Source organism: Pseudomonas sp. GV105, assembly GCF_003058185.1.
Lineage (GTDB): Bacteria > Pseudomonadota > Gammaproteobacteria > Pseudomonadales > Pseudomonadaceae > Aquipseudomonas > Aquipseudomonas veronii.
Window position 1 is genome coordinate 16,127 of sequence record NZ_QBUF01000019.1, and the last position, 14,529, is coordinate 30,655.

Annotated in this window: 16 protein-coding genes; 6 read left to right on the forward strand and 10 right to left on the reverse strand. The window is 60.1% G+C overall.

Translation table 11 applies throughout. The features are described 5' to 3' along the window. The first annotated feature begins 90 nt into the window (after positions 1-90). From gnd to C8K66_RS27800, 3 genes are read left to right on the forward strand one after another with little or no spacing between them, the layout of a single operon-like run. Complete coding sequence (gene gnd / locus C8K66_RS27790) at positions 91-1,074, forward strand: phosphogluconate dehydrogenase (NAD(+)-dependent, decarboxylating) (RefSeq protein WP_017848384.1); 984 nt, start codon at positions 91-93, stop codon at positions 1,072-1,074. After that, positions 1,071-2,594: a glucose-6-phosphate dehydrogenase gene (gene zwf, locus C8K66_RS27795; protein ID WP_046483711.1), complete on the forward strand. Its 1,524-nt coding sequence runs from the start codon at positions 1,071-1,073 to the stop codon at positions 2,592-2,594. Before gnd ends, zwf begins: the two co-directional genes overlap by 4 nt. After that, positions 2,591-3,439, forward strand: coding sequence for a Cof-type HAD-IIB family hydrolase (locus C8K66_RS27800; RefSeq protein WP_057005230.1), 849 nt, complete (start codon positions 2,591-2,593; stop codon positions 3,437-3,439). The genes zwf and C8K66_RS27800 overlap by 4 nt, the downstream gene beginning before the upstream one ends. 73 nt (positions 3,440-3,512) lie before the next feature. On the opposite strand, the gene C8K66_RS27805 is transcribed toward C8K66_RS27800, so the two are convergent. Continuing rightward, a complete protein-coding gene (locus tag C8K66_RS27805) occupies positions 3,513-3,773 on the reverse strand; it encodes a hypothetical protein (RefSeq protein WP_017848387.1) in 261 nt (86 codons plus the stop codon). Between the two features lie 345 nt (positions 3,774-4,118). Here C8K66_RS27805 and C8K66_RS27810 point away from each other — a divergent pair, with 345 nt between their 5' ends. Further along, a complete protein-coding gene (locus C8K66_RS27810) occupies positions 4,119-5,444 on the forward strand; it encodes a sigma-54 dependent transcriptional regulator (RefSeq protein WP_046383162.1) in 1,326 nt (441 codons plus the stop codon). Between the two features lie 64 nt (positions 5,445-5,508). Here C8K66_RS27810 and C8K66_RS27815 read toward each other — a convergent pair whose 3' ends face one another. From C8K66_RS27815 to C8K66_RS27845, 7 genes are all read right to left on the reverse strand, one after another. Beyond that, entirely contained in the window at positions 5,509-6,819 is a 1,311-nt protein-coding gene (locus C8K66_RS27815) for a hypothetical protein (protein ID WP_057005231.1), read from the reverse strand. Positions 6,820-6,869: 50 nt separating this feature from the next. Then, entirely contained in the window at positions 6,870-7,619 is a 750-nt protein-coding gene (locus tag C8K66_RS27820) for a hypothetical protein (RefSeq protein WP_057005232.1), read from the reverse strand. A gap of 41 nt (positions 7,620-7,660) precedes the next feature. Continuing rightward, the gene (locus tag C8K66_RS27825; RefSeq protein WP_108526582.1) at positions 7,661-8,338 is read right to left on the reverse strand and encodes a C39 family peptidase; all 678 of its coding nucleotides are present in this window, start codon (positions 8,336-8,338) and stop codon (positions 7,661-7,663) included. A 62-nt stretch (positions 8,339-8,400) separates the two neighbouring features. Then, the gene (locus C8K66_RS27830) at positions 8,401-9,105 is read right to left on the reverse strand and encodes a heme utilization protein (RefSeq protein ID WP_108526584.1); all 705 of its coding nucleotides are present in this window, start codon (positions 9,103-9,105) and stop codon (positions 8,401-8,403) included. A 67-nt stretch (positions 9,106-9,172) separates the two neighbouring features. Beyond that, positions 9,173-9,736, reverse strand: a complete 564-nt coding sequence (locus C8K66_RS27835) for a hypothetical protein (protein WP_057005235.1) — start codon at positions 9,734-9,736, stop codon at positions 9,173-9,175. Next, entirely contained in the window at positions 9,733-10,170 is a 438-nt protein-coding gene (locus C8K66_RS27840; RefSeq protein ID WP_108526586.1) for a hypothetical protein, read from the reverse strand. The genes C8K66_RS27835 and C8K66_RS27840 overlap by 4 nt, the downstream gene beginning before the upstream one ends. Positions 10,171-10,511: 341 nt before the next feature. Next, the gene (locus C8K66_RS27845; RefSeq protein WP_046383165.1) at positions 10,512-11,501 is read right to left on the reverse strand and encodes a FecR family protein; all 990 of its coding nucleotides are present in this window, start codon (positions 11,499-11,501) and stop codon (positions 10,512-10,514) included. A 267-nt stretch (positions 11,502-11,768) separates the two neighbouring features. On the opposite strand from C8K66_RS27845, the gene C8K66_RS27850 reads away from it, so the two are divergent. Continuing rightward, the gene (locus C8K66_RS27850) at positions 11,769-12,803 is read left to right on the forward strand and encodes an Ldh family oxidoreductase (RefSeq protein ID WP_057005237.1); all 1,035 of its coding nucleotides are present in this window, start codon (positions 11,769-11,771) and stop codon (positions 12,801-12,803) included. A gap of 59 nt (positions 12,804-12,862) precedes the next feature. On the opposite strand, the gene C8K66_RS27855 is transcribed toward C8K66_RS27850, so the two are convergent. Further along, positions 12,863-13,183 (reverse strand): YqjD family protein, encoded by a 321-nt coding sequence (locus C8K66_RS27855; RefSeq protein ID WP_017848397.1) that lies wholly within the window; start codon positions 13,181-13,183, stop codon positions 12,863-12,865. 162 nt (positions 13,184-13,345) lie between these two features. Between C8K66_RS27855 and C8K66_RS27860 the strand changes: the two genes are divergently transcribed. Next, positions 13,346-13,600, forward strand: a complete 255-nt coding sequence (locus C8K66_RS27860; RefSeq protein ID WP_017848398.1) for a hypothetical protein — start codon at positions 13,346-13,348, stop codon at positions 13,598-13,600. On the opposite strand, the gene C8K66_RS27865 is transcribed toward C8K66_RS27860, so the two are convergent. Then, positions 13,572-14,501, reverse strand: a complete 930-nt coding sequence (locus C8K66_RS27865; protein ID WP_079443641.1) for a LysR family transcriptional regulator — start codon at positions 14,499-14,501, stop codon at positions 13,572-13,574. The two genes, C8K66_RS27860 and C8K66_RS27865, sit on opposite strands and share 29 nt — an antisense overlap. Positions 14,502-14,529 lie beyond the last annotated feature (28 nt).

Consider the following 14,529-nt stretch of genomic DNA (forward strand, 5'->3'; position numbering starts at 1 on the left):
CTATACCGATCCGCTCTGAACTAACCCTCATTAGCCTCATTGCGCTATAAACTATGTCACACATTTTTTAGTAGTTAGGAGCATCAGCACATGCAACTGGGGATTATTGGACTAGGCCGCATGGGCGGTAACATTGCGCGGCGCCTGATGCTCAATGGGCATACCACCGTTGTTTACGACCGTAACGAAGCATTTGTCAAAGGCCTGAGCGAAGAGGGCGCCACCGGCGTTGCCGATTTGAAGGCGCTGGTCGCCGGGCTGCAGAAGCCCCGCGCTGTGTGGGTGATGTTGCCGGCAGGCGACCCCACCGAAAACACCATCAATGAACTGAGCGACCTGCTGGACCACGGTGACGTGATCATCGACGGCGGCAACACCAACTACAAGGACGACGTGCGTCGTGCCAAGGCCCTGTCGGAAAAAGGCCTGCACTACGTCGACGTCGGCACCTCGGGCGGCGTCTGGGGCCTGGAGCGTGGCTACTGCATGATGATCGGCGGCGACGCCGCGACTGTACAGCGCCTTGATCCGATCTTCGCCAGCCTGGCGCCGGGCCTGGGTTCCATCCCGCGTACCAAGGACCGCTCGGCCGCCGCAGACCCCCGCGCCGAGCACGGTTACATTCATGCCGGCCCTGCAGGTTCGGGGCACTTCGTGAAGATGATTCACAACGGTATCGAGTACGGGATGATGCAGGCGTTTGCCGAAGGCTTTGACATCCTCAAGACCAAAAACTCGGAAAACCTCGCAGAAGACCAACGTTTCGACCTGAATGTTGCCGATATCGCCGAAGTCTGGCGTCGTGGCAGCGTGGTGTCGTCCTGGCTGCTGGACCTGACCGCCGACGCCCTGGCCACCGACCCGAAACTCGAGGGCTACTCCGGCTCGGTTGCCGACAGCGGCGAAGGCCGTTGGACCATCGAAGCCGCCATGGAACAAGCCGTGCCGGTGCCGGTGCTGTCCACGTCGTTGTTTGCGCGTTTCCGCTCGCGCCAGCAGAGCACCTACGGTGACAAGATGTTGTCTGCCATGCGCTTTGGCTTCGGTGGTCACGTGGAGACGTCCAAAAAATGACCGCCAACGGCAAGAAACCCAAGGCCGAACCCGCTCCTCCCACCACGCTGTTTCTGTTTGGTGCCCACGGCGACCTGGTCAAGCGCCTGCTTATGCCGGCGCTGTACAACCTGAGTCGTGACGGGCTGCTGGGCGAGGGCCTGCGCATTGTCGGCGTTGATCACAACGCCATCAGCGATGCCGACTTTGCCAAGAAACTCGAGGACTTCATTCGCACCGAAGCCGCGAGCAAGGTCAAGGGCAATGCCGACAACGCACTGGACCCACAGCTGTGGGCGCAGTTGGCCAAAGGTATCAGCTACGTCGAGGGTGATTTCCTCGACGACAGCACCTACGCGGACATCGCCGAAAAAATCGCCGACAGCGGCACCGGCAATGCGGTGTTCTACCTGGCCACCGCGCCGCGCTTCTTCAGTGACGTGGTGCAGCGCCTGGGCAGTGCCGGTTTGTTGACGGAGAGCGACGATCACTTCCGCCGCGTGGTGATCGAAAAGCCGTTCGGTTCCGACCTGGCCACCGCCGAAGCCTTGAACGCCTGTTTGCTCAAGGTGATGAGCGAGAAGCAGATCTATCGCATCGACCATTACCTGGGCAAGGAAACGGTACAGAACATCCTGATCAGCCGTTTCTCCAACGTGCTGTTCGAGGCGTTCTGGAACAACCATTACATCGACCACGTACAGATCACCGCCGCCGAAACCGTCGGCGTGGAAACCCGAGGCAATTTCTTCGAAAAAACCGGCACCCTGCGTGACATGGTGCCCAATCACCTGTTCCAGCTGCTGGCAATGGTCGCCATGGAACCGCCGGCGGCGTTTGGCGCCGACGCTGTGAGGGGTGAAAAGGCCAAGGTGATCGGTGCCGTGCGCCCCTGGTCCGCAGAGGATGCGCGGGCCAATTCGGTGCGTGGCCAGTACAGCGCCGGAGAGATTGGTGGCAAGCCGGTTCCCGGTTATCGCGACGAAGCCAACGTCGCGCCCGACAGTAGCACCGAAACGTTTGTCGCCCTGAAAGTGATGATCGACAACTGGCGCTGGGTGGGTGTGCCGTTCTACCTGCGCACCGGCAAACGCATGAGCATTCGCGATACCGAGATCGTGATCTGCTTCAAGCCGGCGCCTTATGCGCAGTTCCGCGACACCGAAGTGAATGAGCTGCGGCCCACGTTCCTCAAGATCCAGATCCAGCCCAACGAAGGCATGTGGTTCGACCTGCTGGCGAAAAGGCCTGGGCCGACCTTGGACATGGCCAACATTGAGTTGGGGTTTGCCTACGAAGACTTCTTCGAAATGCAGCCGTCGACGGGTTACGAAACCTTGATCTACGACTGCATGACCGGCGACCAGACCCTGTTCCAGCGCGCCGACAACATCGAAAACGGCTGGCGTGCGGTGCAGCCGTTTCTCGATGCGTGGAAGGAAGACGACGGGATCCAGGCCTACAAGGCCGGTGAAGATGGTCCGGCGGCGGCCGATGCGTTGCTGGCCCGCGATGGCCGTGCCTGGCACTCGCTCGGATGAGTGATACTGCGAAGCATCCCATCCGGTTTGTGTTGAGTGATATGGACGGCACTTTGTTGCGCCCGGATCACACCCCGACCCAACGCACCCTTTCAACGGTTCGCGCCTTGCGTGAAGCTGGCGTGTTATTCAGCCTGGCCAGCGGGCGTCCGCCCAAGGCCATGATGCACATGGTCGAAGCGTTTGGCATCGACGTGCCGGTGGCGGGCTTCAATGGTGGCACACTGGTCAACCCTGACGGCAGCGTGCTGGTCGCGCACCGGCTGCCGGCGGAGGCGGCGCTGGTGGCATTGGCGCTGTTTTCCGGCGAGCCGGACGTGGAAGTCTGGCTGTTTGCCGATGGTGAATGGCTGCGGCGCGATCCGCCTGGGCCCATGGTGGCGGTTGAAACCGCTGGCCTGGGTTATGGGCCGCTGGTGGTGGAGAGTTTTGAACCGTACCTGGATCGGGTCGACAAGATCGTCGCCGCCAGTCGCAACACGCAATTATTGATGGAGCTGGAAGCGCAATTGCAGCCCAAGGTGCAGGGCTTGGCCCAGGTCTCGCGTTCGCAACCGATCTACCTGGATGTGACCGCCATGAAAGCCAACAAAGGCGAGGCCTTGAAAGCCTTGGCCGCGCACCTCGGAGTGCCGTTGGCACAGACCGCAGTGATCGGCGATGGTGGCAACGACCCGGCAATGTTTCATGTGGCCGGATTGTCGATTGCCATGGGGCAGGCTGAAGAGCCCGTCAAGCGCCAGGCCGATGTGGTCACCGGCAGCAATCTCGAAGACGGTGCGGCACAAGCGATCGAGCGGTTTATTCTCAAGGTGCCACACAAAGTGTTCGATACGCCAAGTTAGACCATCGGCGTTTAATACTGAACTTGCGAGCCCTGTCCTTTACAACACAGTGCTCGCAAGTTGCAGTTTCGGATTACTTCGGCATGGCCCAGGACTGCAACTGGTAGCCATCTTTATCGAGCTCGGCGCGCGCCTGCAACAACAAATCTTCCAGTTGTGCCGGGTCGGTATACGCGCTCGACGACAGTTGTTTAGTGCCGATGCGGGTATTGGTGCGGTCGATGACGCTCAGGCTGAGGGCACCGTTGCCATCGTGCCAGGCCACGCACTGGAAGGGTTGGAAAGCACGGTCTGCGATCAAAAGAGCTTCGTTGATGCGGAGCGGGGCGTTCATGTGGGTCTTCTCTCTAAATGCCCAATCAAGTGAGTGCCGTCGGCTGGGCTGACCGTGCGGCGAGTTACTTGTACTGATGCGCGATGGCGGGGTACGGGTCACATGTTAGAGCAACAATTTTCAACTTTCCGTGATTGGCGTCATGTAAGCGGCTGTTTTGAAAGCTGAATACGCGATTCGGCAGGTACAACTTTTTTGCTGGGATGTGACGGTCGAGTGGCTTTTTGCCAAGACATATAGCAAATCGATACAAGGCAACTGTCAAGATTTTGATACTGTAACTCCCGGGCGTCACAAACCTTTGTTTATAAATAACTTTAGCAATTCTGGCGCCAAGGAATAGTCATGATTGTTACACCTGTGCAGCGCCGCTTGCTCGTGGTCGACCCCTGTGATGACTGCTATGAGTTGTTACCGGGTTTGCGTGCGGCGGGGTGGGAGGTGGACAGTTGTACGTTGGCGGCCGTGGGTGAGCGATCCTGCGATGTCGGCTTGCTGCGCTTGCAGCCGTATCACCTGGAGCGGCCCGAAGCCGTCAAGGAACTGATCAGCCGCAGCGGCACCGAGTGGATCGCGGTGCTCACCCAAGAAGTGTTGCGCTTGCAGAACGTCGGCGATTTTGTCTGCGAATGGTTTTTTGACTTCCATACCTTGCCGTTCGATGTGTCCAGGGTGCAGGTCACCCTCGGCCGCGCCTTTGGCATGGCACGGCTGCGGGGCAAGGGCTACACCGCGGTGGACGAGCCCGAACATGAACTGCTGGGCGACAGCCGACCGATCCGCGAGCTGCGCAAGTTATTGTCCAAATTGGCGCCCACCGAGTCCCCGGTCCTGATCCGCGGCGACAGCGGCACCGGCAAAGAGCTGGTGGCCAAAACCCTGCACCGCCAATCCCAGCGCCATGCCAAGCCGTTTGTCGCGATCAACTGCGGCGCGATCCCGGAACACCTGATCCAATCCGAACTGTTTGGCCACGAAAAGGGCGCGTTTACCGGCGCCCACCAGCGTAAGGTCGGGCGGATTGAAGCGGCCAATGGCGGCACGTTGTTTCTTGATGAGATCGGCGATTTGCCGATGGAGCTGCAGGCCAACCTGCTGCGATTCCTGCAGGAAAAACAGATCGAACGCGTCGGCGGCAGCCAGCCGATCCCGGTGGATGTGCGAGTGCTGGCGGCGACCCACGTCGACCTGGAAGCGGCCGTTGCGAAGGGTACGTTTCGTGAAGACTTGTATTACCGTTTGAATGTGCTGCAAGTGGTCACGGCGCCGTTGCGCGAGCGCCACGGTGACGTCGCCATGCTGGCCAACCACTTTGCGCGCTTCTACAGCCAGGAAACCGGGCGCCGCCCCCGCAGCTTCAGCGAAGACGCCCTGGTGGCCATGGGGCACCACCCTTGGCCGGGCAATGTGCGTGAGCTGGCCAACCGCGTGCGCCGAGGCCTGGTGCTGGCCGAAGGGCGGCAAATCGAAGCCGTTGATCTGGGTTTGCAGAGTCAGCAGGCAATTTCGTCGCCGATGGCTACACTGGAAGACTATAAACACCGCGCCGAACGCCAGGCGCTGTGCGATGTGCTCAACCGGCACAGCGACAACCTGAGTGTCGCGGCCCGTGTGCTGGGGATTTCCCGGCCGACGTTCTACCGGTTGTTGCACAAACACCAGATCCGCTAGGGCGGGTAAACCGAAAAGCCCCGCAACGACCCTTATCGTTGCGGGGCTTTTCCCTGTGCGCGGTTTAGAAGTAGTACGGGAATTTCAGGCTGAAGGTGAAGTCCGGCGCATCATCCGTCATGCCAATGGCCAGGTTCGGCACGATCGTCAGGTTATCCGACGCCGCGATGGTCATGCCCACGTTGAAGTAACCGGCGTTGGCATCGCTGGAGACCACCGATTGCCAATCCCCGCCGCTTTGCTTGACCTTGCTCTTGCGTTGCACGAGGTCGGACACCGAGAACGACATACTCATTTTCTCGTTGAGGGCGAAGGCGACACCGACCCCTAACTGGAAGCTGTCGCCCAGACTGACCTTGCCGGGGATTTTCTGGTTGACGTTGGGGCTGATGTCGCTGAACGAATCTTCGAAGTTATGGGTGTAGGACAGCGAGCCGAACAGCACCGCCGGGTCGAAGGTCTTGACCAGGGAGATACCTGGCGTCACCGACCACACGCCGTTACCGGTCGGCAGGGTTTCCGGCACGGCGAGGTTGGTGTTGGTCGGCGATTCGATCAGCTTGATGCCATAAGGATCTTTGCCGGTAGGGGCCTTGACCCGTAACGACACCACTGCATCCGGCAGGCTGGCGCTCTCGTCGAGGAATTTATACGCAATGCCGAAGTTCACGTCGCCGATGGTCGGGTCGCGGGTAACCGAGCCTTCCGAGGTGGTGTTGGCGCTGCCGCCCGCACCGCCGGACTGGTAGGTCGACTCGCGATACACCACTGGCACGTTCACGTCGAACTGCCAACGGTTGTCCAGGTTGTAGCGCCCGGTCAGGTCCACGGTCCAGCTGTCGGACTTGATCCGGTCCAGGTTGATATTGCCGAGGAAGATCGAATCCAGCGCCAGAAAGCCGTTAAGGGATAACTGGCGTGCGTCATAGCGCGCATAGGTGACGCCGGTTTCAAAGCTGAACTTGCCATTGCCGAAGAAGCCACTGGCCTCGTTGTACAAGTTGCTCACGCTTTGTGCCGGCGCCGAGTCATCCTTCAGGCTTTGCCCATAGGAACTGCCACCGCCGGCGCCGCCCGATGCTGCCGCCGCGCCCACCCCAGGCGTGTTGCCTGCCACGGTGGTGCCGCCTTTTCTCAAGTCGGCAGGCGACTTGACCAAGCGTCTAGGGGCGGGTGTTGCGGGTTGGTCTTCTACCTGTCGAACGCGTTGCTCCAATACTGCCAGTGCTTTTTGCTGCACTTCATAACGTTGCTTGAGCTCCAGAAGTTCCTGTTTCAAGGTTTCAATATCGGTGTCCGGTGCGGCATATAGCGCGGACGCCGGCAGGAGCGTACTCAAACAAATCACGGCACGTAACGATAACGATCGATGCATGAAATAAGCCGTCCCATTCCTAATGCGTAAGTGTCGTGGCTCAGCGTAGTTCAATAACCGGAAGGGCGAAGGCCTTTGAGTTGATCTAGGTTAAGATTTTGCGTGATATTGTTCAGACCACTGTTTCCCAGCACCACATTGAGTTGGGTCAGATTGTTCACGAAGTTGCTGTTCCCTTGGATGACCGTGCCTTGCAGGACGTTGCCGCCGCCAATTTGCTGCACGACGTTGCCTTGATTGTTGCTGGCCAGCAGCGCCATCTGCAGGCCGCCGTTCTTGGCGCTCACCGTGACCTGGCCAGCGGCAGTGCTGCCGGTAATCGGCTGGCCGGCCAGTAACGCCTGGCCTGACTGGACATAGTTGGCCGGAGTCAAGCCGTCTTTGGTGACGTTGATGTCAACGCCGTTGGTGGCTGTGTTGCCATCACCCGCTGTGCGGACGCTTTGAACCACGCCCTGGCCGGTGCCGAGGCCGGAGCCGCCGACGACGGTGCCGGTGCCGGTAGGCTGCTGGGTCGTGCCGTTGCCATCGCTGCCGGTAATCTGCACGTAAAATTGCGGCGTGATGGTGGTGGAGTTGACTTGCATGTTGGCAGTGCCGGTCACGGTGGCACCGGCGGCGTTGGTCCAGGTACTGCTCATCACAATGCCAAAGCTGACAATCCGCCCCGGCATCACATAGCGGCCGCGCAACTCGGCCATTTCCGAATCCTTGAGTTCAATCGGCTTGAACGCCGATGAAGCATAAACAGGTGCTGAGGCTGCCAGGCACATGACTGTCAGCCAACGGAGAGTATTCATCGTTTGCTCCTGGAGCTTCCTACCCCTTATTGCGCTTCTATCTAGAAGAAGTCGCTCTGGATAAAACCGAAGTCCATCAATTCGCTGTCGCGCACCGGGCTGAACTCGTTCAGCTTGTTCTTGGCAGTCAGTGGCGTGGGTGGGTCGAGCAAGACGTTGGCCTTGTCGTAGCCTTCACCCAATACGGCGAAGACGATGCCGTTCCAGCCCTTGATGAAATCGTCCTTGGCATAACGCTTGTGACCCAGCACGGGATCGCCGATATACACCCAGTCTTTGTCGGCGCGCTGCAGCACCACGAAGTGCTTGTAGCCGCGAATATCAAGCAGCACGACGACCGGCACTTTGACCGTGATCAGCACTTCCGGAGTGATCCGGTAGCCCCTGGCGCGCATGTTGATGCTTTCCAGGTAGTGCTTCATGTCGAGCATGGAGAAGCCCTGGGAACGCACCAGTTCCTGGTCGGCGCTGGCCAGCATGCCCTTGATGACGTGATCTTCATCCACGTCCATCCAATAGGCTTGGCGCAGGATGGTCGCCAGTGCGGCGGCCCCGCAGCTGAAATCGGTTTTCTGTTCCACCAGGTTGGCGAACTTGCGCTCGCGGATGCTCTCGACCTTTTTGTAGATCAACCCACCGCCGGGCATGACCACGGCCATTTGCCCTGCCCAGGTTGGGCCGGTGAGTGCTAACAGCAGGCAGAAGGCGACGAGGCGCATGATCGTATGACCTGTTGGACACTGGAAATAAAAAGGGCCTTGTTGCCAAGGCCCGATCTGGATCAGAAGCGAGTGGTGGATTGGACCACTACGTTGTTCTGACCTTGGTTGTTGCTGCCCGACAGAACGTTGGAGTTCGACACCCCAGAGCTGTAGTTCATCGAGTTGTTCACGCTGGCGTTGTTGACAACGGGTTTGGCGCTCCAGCTGTGGCCGCTGCTGATGTTGAGCGTCAGGTTGCTGGATACTTCCTGCACGCCATTGACGGTTGCGAGGCCGCCAGAACCGTCTTTGTTCGACTGAACGACAGTGCTGTTGCTGGCTTGGTTGGAAGTGCCCGCGGCGGCGTTCAACTGAATGATGCCCGAAGCGTTGTTACCGCTATCGTTGAGGGAGGCATTGTTTTTGGTGCCGCTGTTGATCACCAGGTTACCGGTGTTCGACTGTGCGGAGTTCACGGCGGCGAACACGAAATCAGCATCGGCAGACTGAACGACTACGTCGTTTTTGCCTTGGTTGTTGTCACCGCTGAGAACGTTGCCGTTGGCTACGCCGCTGCTGTGGTTGTAGGAGCTGTTGGCCGACGCGTTGTTTTGGGTTTTGTCATTGATCACCACGTTGCCATGGTTGCTTTGACCGTCATTGGCGGCCGCGGCAGCGACGGTTGGTGGTTGTGGATGATGATGAGTCTGACCCGCTTGAGCAGCAACAGCCATGAGAGCAGCGAGAGCGAAAGCCAGTGGTTTAAGAGCCATTGTAGGTTTCATGGTGTATCTCCTTGCTTCTATTTAGTTGGTTAAGTGTTGGTACGGTGTAGCTGGCGACTCAGCTCCATCAGTTGAGTCGTACATTCAGGGTGTTAGCCACTCGGTTCCCCACCCCGGCGCTCTGGTTGACCTGTACCACTCCACGGCTGCCGGTGAAGGCCTGGTCGCTGGTAACGACCTGGCGGCTGCCAGTGATAGGGTTCAACCCTGAGTCTGTTGCAAGTGCAACGTTCTGTTGCGACATGACACTGTCGTCGATGCTCTGCGGGCCAGCGTTGATGCTGATTCGCACGGCATTGATCATCTGGTTCTGGGCCCCGGCCGACTGGTTGACACTCAGTACACCGTTGCCATTGCTGAAGGAGGTGCCGTGGATCGCCGCTTTGGCATCCATGGCGCGGTCTGCGGCAGCGCCGCTGATTTTTTGCGTGATGGCGATGTTCGCCTGGGCGTTGTGGCCCACCGCGATCGCGACGTTGTTGCTCAGTTGTTGCTGGTCGCCTGCGGCCTGGTTGAGCGTCACGACGCCGTTGTATTGCTTGGCAGAGTTATCAATCGTCGCGTTGTTGCTGCTGTCGGCCATTGCCGCCGTGCAGCCCAGTACCGCGAGGAGCATCCAGGAAGCCTTCATTTCATTGCCCCCCCGATCATGCCGCCGATATTGCTCACCGGGGCCAGGCCGCGGGATACCGCGCCGTTGACCGTACCGGCGATACCGCTGCCGCCATGGCCGGCTGCGCTGCCAGCGCCCAGGCCGATGCTATTGGTGTTGGTCAAGCCGGCCAGGTCGCCATTGGGCATGATGCTGCGAGTGATGCTGGCGCCACTGCTCACACCGGCGATGTCGTTGTCGCTGAGTTCGCTGTTGACGGTTGCCGACGGATTGGTATTGACCGTGGTGGGGTAGGGGTCTGTGCCGCGTGTCCGGCCTATCGCGTAAGGTTGGACCTGACGTTGAACGACGATCACACCATCACCTGCCGCGAGCACTGGAAGGCTCACGCCGGTACTCAGTACACAGCTGATCAGCAGGAGGCTCAATGAGCCTGGATTATGCGTATCCACGGCAGTATTCCTTATTCACCGCGCTGACCCTAAACAGCGCTGTAAGGGATAGAGCAGAAGGCGTGCCGCTTTCAATTTATTATTGTTAATCAAATAGTTATGAAACTTAGCAGGCTAAGTGATGGCCATACTGTTTCAGCGTTGATACAGCTGGCCGACGCCGGCCGGCAATTTCCGATACGCCTGGCGCGCAGGCGGTGAGTTCGGGAGCCTGTATCAGCGATGTAACACTTCGTGTAACAAAACCGGGAGTTCGCGCCGGTCGGGCCGTTCAGGGCAGGGAGGTGTTTCAAAAATGGACACTGCGGGCGCAATCAGGCCCGCAGGGACAGGCAGAAGCCTCAGCCCTTGGGCGCTTTACGTGGGATGGAGTTGAGGACGGGATTGCCATCCTGGTTCTGGGTCAGGTAGACCGGCAAAACCTTGGGCAGGGAGGGGACGAGGTTGTTGACCTCGCTGATGTTATAGATGCCGCCGATGCGGATTGTTCCGGTGCCGATATCGGCCAGCATCACCGGTTTGTTCAGGTAGCGGTTGATCAACGGTAACGCGTCGGCCAGGGCCAGGTTGTCCAGGACCAATTTGCCCTGGCGCCAGGCGAGGGCGCTGTCGTTGGGGTTGATCGGGCGCACGCTTGGGGTGGCATCGCCTGGTTGATAGCTGGCTTGCATGCCTGGAGTCAGCGGCACGCTGCCGTGTGCCGGGTCGCTGGAAATCTGCACCGAGCCTTCGAGCAGCATCACCCGCACCTGATTTTCGTATTTCCACACGTTGAATTGGGTGCCGGTCACGCGCACCTGTCCTTCACCGGCCTTGACGACAAACGGATGGGTGCTGTCATGGCTGACCTTGAAAAACGCCTCGCCCTTGCTCAGTGTGACCCGGCGCTGGTCCTTGTAATCGGCGTAGACCAGTTCGGTGCCTAGGTTGAGCTCAACCTGGCTGCCATCGGCCAGGGTGACCTGGCGCAGGCCATTGCTGGCCTCGAACCGTTCATAGGCAGTCGGCAACCAGCCCGCTTCCCAGCCAGTGAACGCCGCCAGGGGCAGCGCGGCCAAGCACACTGCGGCAGCCACCGCGTAATCGCGCAGCCGGCGACGCGGTCTGAACGGCGCTACGAGCGGCGCATGGCGTGGCAAGTGATCGGCCACGTCCCAGATTTCCAGCATCGCCGCGTATTCGAAGGCATGCAGCGGATGAGCATCGTGCCATTGTTGAAAGGCCTGTCGTTCGTCCGCCGTGCAATCACTTGCATGCAAGCGCATGCACCAATGCGCGGCGGCGTCGGTGATGGCGTCATATTCGGCTTCTAAAGCAGACTTTTCGGTCATTAATTCATCCTGATTTCCCACATTCTAACCTCCCGAGACCGAGGGCGAGAACAGCCTTCATGGCAATTGCGCATCAATTGAACTTTTATTCTCGTTGGGGCACGCCCAAACAGGCTGGTGACGGAGTCGCGACACACCGTAATGGACGGCGAAGCGCGTCAGGCAGTAGATAACTCAAGCGCCCGTTGACAGCAGGCACGGGAGGCGTTGTTTAATCGTCGGTCTGGATTCTTGTTGTCTCTTCCAATTACAAAATCGGAGCTACAGATGTCTGCCCAGTCCCCGAGAGTTGACGATTCTTCAGCGTTCATCGGTTTCAACGACCTGGTGGGGTTGCTGCACGCGGTGTTTGTGAAGCACGGCACGTCGCCGCAAGTGGCGCAGATCCTCGCGCACAATTGCGCCAGCGCCGAGCGCGACGGCGCCCACAGCCATGGCATCTTTCGGATGCCCGGATATATCAGCACGCTGGAGAGCGGCTGGGTCGATGGCAAGGCCACGCCGGTGGTCACGGATGTCGCTTCCGGCTTCGTGCGGGTCGACGCCGCGAATGGCTTCGCCCAACCGGCGTTGGCGGCGGCCCGTGCGTTGCTGGTGGACAAGGCCCGCAGCGCCGGTATCGCGTTGCTGGCGATACACAACTCCCATCACTTCGCCGCGCTGTGGCCGGATGTCGAACCCTTCGCCGAGCAAGGCCTGGTGGCGCTGAGCGTGGTCAACAGCATGACCTGCGTGGTGCCCCATGGCGCCGATCGCCCGCTGTTCGGTACCAACCCGATCGCGTTTGCCGCGCCACGGGCGGACGGCGCGCCGATTGTGTTCGACCTGGCCACCAGCGCCATCGCCCATGGTGACGTGCAGATTGCTGCGCGCAACGGCGAGCGCCTGCCGCCGGGCATGGGCGTCGACAGCCTGGGCCAGCCGACCCAGGACCCCAAGGCCATCCTCGAAGGCGGTGCGTTGTTGCCGTTCGGCGGGCACAAGGGCTCGGCGCTGTCGATGATGGTTGAGTTGCTGGCCGCGGCCCTGACCGGCGGCAACTTCTCGTTTGAGTTCAACTGGGCCGATCACCCTGGCGCCCGCACGCCGTGGACCGGCCAGTTGTTGATCCTGATCGACCCGAGCAAAACCGCCGGGCAAAACTTCGCCGAGCGCAGCCAGGAACTGGTGCGGCAGATGCACGCGGTGGGGTTGCGGCGGTTGCCGGGGGATCGACGTCATCGCACGCGGGCGAAGTCGTTGGCGGCAGGCATTGAAGTGGACGCGCAGGCGTTGAATCAACTACGTGAGTGGGCCGTCTGAAAACCCGCGTAGCCGCTACCTCGCCAGGGTTCGGCAGTGGCTACGCAAGGCCTACAGTATTAGTTGCGACGACCGAGCAGCAGGCCGACCACCAGGCCAAAGCCTGCCGAGATCGCCACGGTCTGCCACGGGTGACCGCCGATGTAGGTTTCGGTGGCATCCACCACCGGCTTGCTGCGCTCGCGCACATTGGACACCGAATCGAGCGCTTGCTTGAGCTTGATAGCGACCTGCTCGCGCAGCGTTTCACCTTCTTCGCCGACCAGGGAAGCACTGTTTTTGAGCAGTTTGTCCGACTCTTCGATCAGTGCAGTCAGTTCGCTGAACGCTTGATCCTTGATTTGATCTTCGACGACTTGGGCGGCAGATTTACGGGCCATTGTGTGACTCCTTGCAGGTAAATGTGACAGTGAACAATGGAGTGTCGGGCGGCGGCAAAAGTTGCAGTTTTTTGCCGGCCGGCGTGGGTATGCGAAATCCGAATCAGGAAACTTAGACCTACAGTGTAAGATGTCACCTATTTGTGCAGCAGGAAATTCAACATGAGCTTCAATCTCGCCAACAAGACCCTCGCCGAACGCGCCGAGCTGGAAGATGAAAAGTCCCGTCTCTACGACCTGTGGCAAAGCAACCTGGGCAAGGCCAAGGGCGAAGCCGCGCGCCTGTTCGGCGAGCGCGCCAAACGCAAGGGCAAGTGGGCCGAATGGGTTCGCGCGGAACTCGACGGCATGTCGCCGCCGGAGTTCTCCAACATGGTGCGCAGCGAAGTCAACAAGCTGATGGCGGCGGCGAAGTAAAGCTGGCGACAATCGCCTCGCGCACTTTCAGCAACATCGGATCAAGCTGAGCCTGGGTGCGCCAGCCCAGTTCCACCGGGTAGCGCGGCAGCGCCAGCGGGCACGGCAGAACCTGCAAGCCGGTCATGCCGGCGATGGCTTCGGCGGCGTGCCCGGGAATGGTCGCCACCGCCTGGCTGCCCTTGAGCAGAAACGGCAACGCGGCGAAGTGGCTGGTGGAGGCACACACCTGGCGGCTCAGCCCTTGTGCCGCCAGCCCTTCATCGGTGATCCCGATAAAACCGCCGGATGACACCAGCACATGCTCGCGGCTAACGAACGCGTGCAGGTCGATGCATTGCTGGCCTGGCGCCAGGCTGTGCGGGTCGACCAGGCAGCGGTAATCACCTTCTCCCAGCACCTGCCGGCTTAGGCGGCGTTCGGCAAAGCCGCCGGCGGTAATCGCCAGGTCGAGGCTGCGGTCGAGCAGGGCGGCGGCGACGATCTGGCTGTGGGTCTGACGGAAAATCACACGCAATTTCGGCAACCGCTGGGCAATTTCCGCCATCAGGCGGCGGCCGTAGGCAATCTCGAAGTCGTCGGATAAACCCAGCACCACGGAGCGTCCCTGATACTGCTGGGTGTCCGGGTGGGTCATTGCCAGGCTCTGTCGGCAGCGGTCCAACGCCTCACTGATCACCGGCTTCAACTGGTTGGCCCGCAAGGTCGGCGCCAGGCCACGGCCGGTTCGCACGAACAGTTGGTCGCCATACACCTCGCGCAAACGCCGCAGGCCCGCGCTGATCGCCGATTGGGTGACGCCCAGGCGCAACGCTGCGCGGCTGGCGCTGGATTCGTCGTGCAGGGCTTCGAAGGTTTTCAGCAGGTTGAGGTCGACTTGGGTGATATTTATCTGGCTCATATCATTCAGCACTGAGGTGGGCTTTATT

Bases quoted from the DNA above. Each gene is read 5' to 3' on its own strand.
- C8K66_RS27830 (WP_108526584.1), bottom strand. From the start codon at position 9,105: ATGAAACCTACAATGGCTCTTAAACCACTGGCTTTCGCTCTCGCTGCT.
- C8K66_RS27850 (WP_057005237.1), top strand. From the start codon at position 11,769: ATGTCTGCCCAGTCCCCGAGAGTTGACGATTCTTCAGCGTTCATCGGT.
- C8K66_RS27835 (WP_057005235.1), bottom strand. From the start codon at position 9,736: ATGAAGGCTTCCTGGATGCTCCTCGCGGTACTGGGCTGCACGGCGGCA.
- zwf (WP_046483711.1), top strand. From the start codon at position 1,071: ATGACCGCCAACGGCAAGAAACCCAAGGCCGAACCCGCTCCTCCCACC.
- gnd (WP_017848384.1), top strand. From the start codon at position 91: ATGCAACTGGGGATTATTGGACTAGGCCGCATGGGCGGTAACATTGCG.
- C8K66_RS27865 (WP_079443641.1), bottom strand. From the start codon at position 14,501: ATGAGCCAGATAAATATCACCCAAGTCGACCTCAACCTGCTGAAAACC.
- C8K66_RS27800 (WP_057005230.1), top strand. From the start codon at position 2,591: ATGAGTGATACTGCGAAGCATCCCATCCGGTTTGTGTTGAGTGATATG.
- C8K66_RS27815 (WP_057005231.1), bottom strand. From the start codon at position 6,819: ATGCATCGATCGTTATCGTTACGTGCCGTGATTTGTTTGAGTACGCTC.
- C8K66_RS27860 (WP_017848398.1), top strand. From the start codon at position 13,346: ATGAGCTTCAATCTCGCCAACAAGACCCTCGCCGAACGCGCCGAGCTG.
- C8K66_RS27825 (WP_108526582.1), bottom strand. From the start codon at position 8,338: ATGCGCCTCGTCGCCTTCTGCCTGCTGTTAGCACTCACCGGCCCAACC.
- C8K66_RS27855 (WP_017848397.1), bottom strand. From the start codon at position 13,183: ATGGCCCGTAAATCTGCCGCCCAAGTCGTCGAAGATCAAATCAAGGAT.
- C8K66_RS27820 (WP_057005232.1), bottom strand. From the start codon at position 7,619: ATGAATACTCTCCGTTGGCTGACAGTCATGTGCCTGGCAGCCTCAGCA.
- C8K66_RS27845 (WP_046383165.1), bottom strand. From the start codon at position 11,501: ATGACCGAAAAGTCTGCTTTAGAAGCCGAATATGACGCCATCACCGAC.
- C8K66_RS27810 (WP_046383162.1), top strand. From the start codon at position 4,119: ATGATTGTTACACCTGTGCAGCGCCGCTTGCTCGTGGTCGACCCCTGT.
- C8K66_RS27805 (WP_017848387.1), bottom strand. From the start codon at position 3,773: ATGAACGCCCCGCTCCGCATCAACGAAGCTCTTTTGATCGCAGACCGT.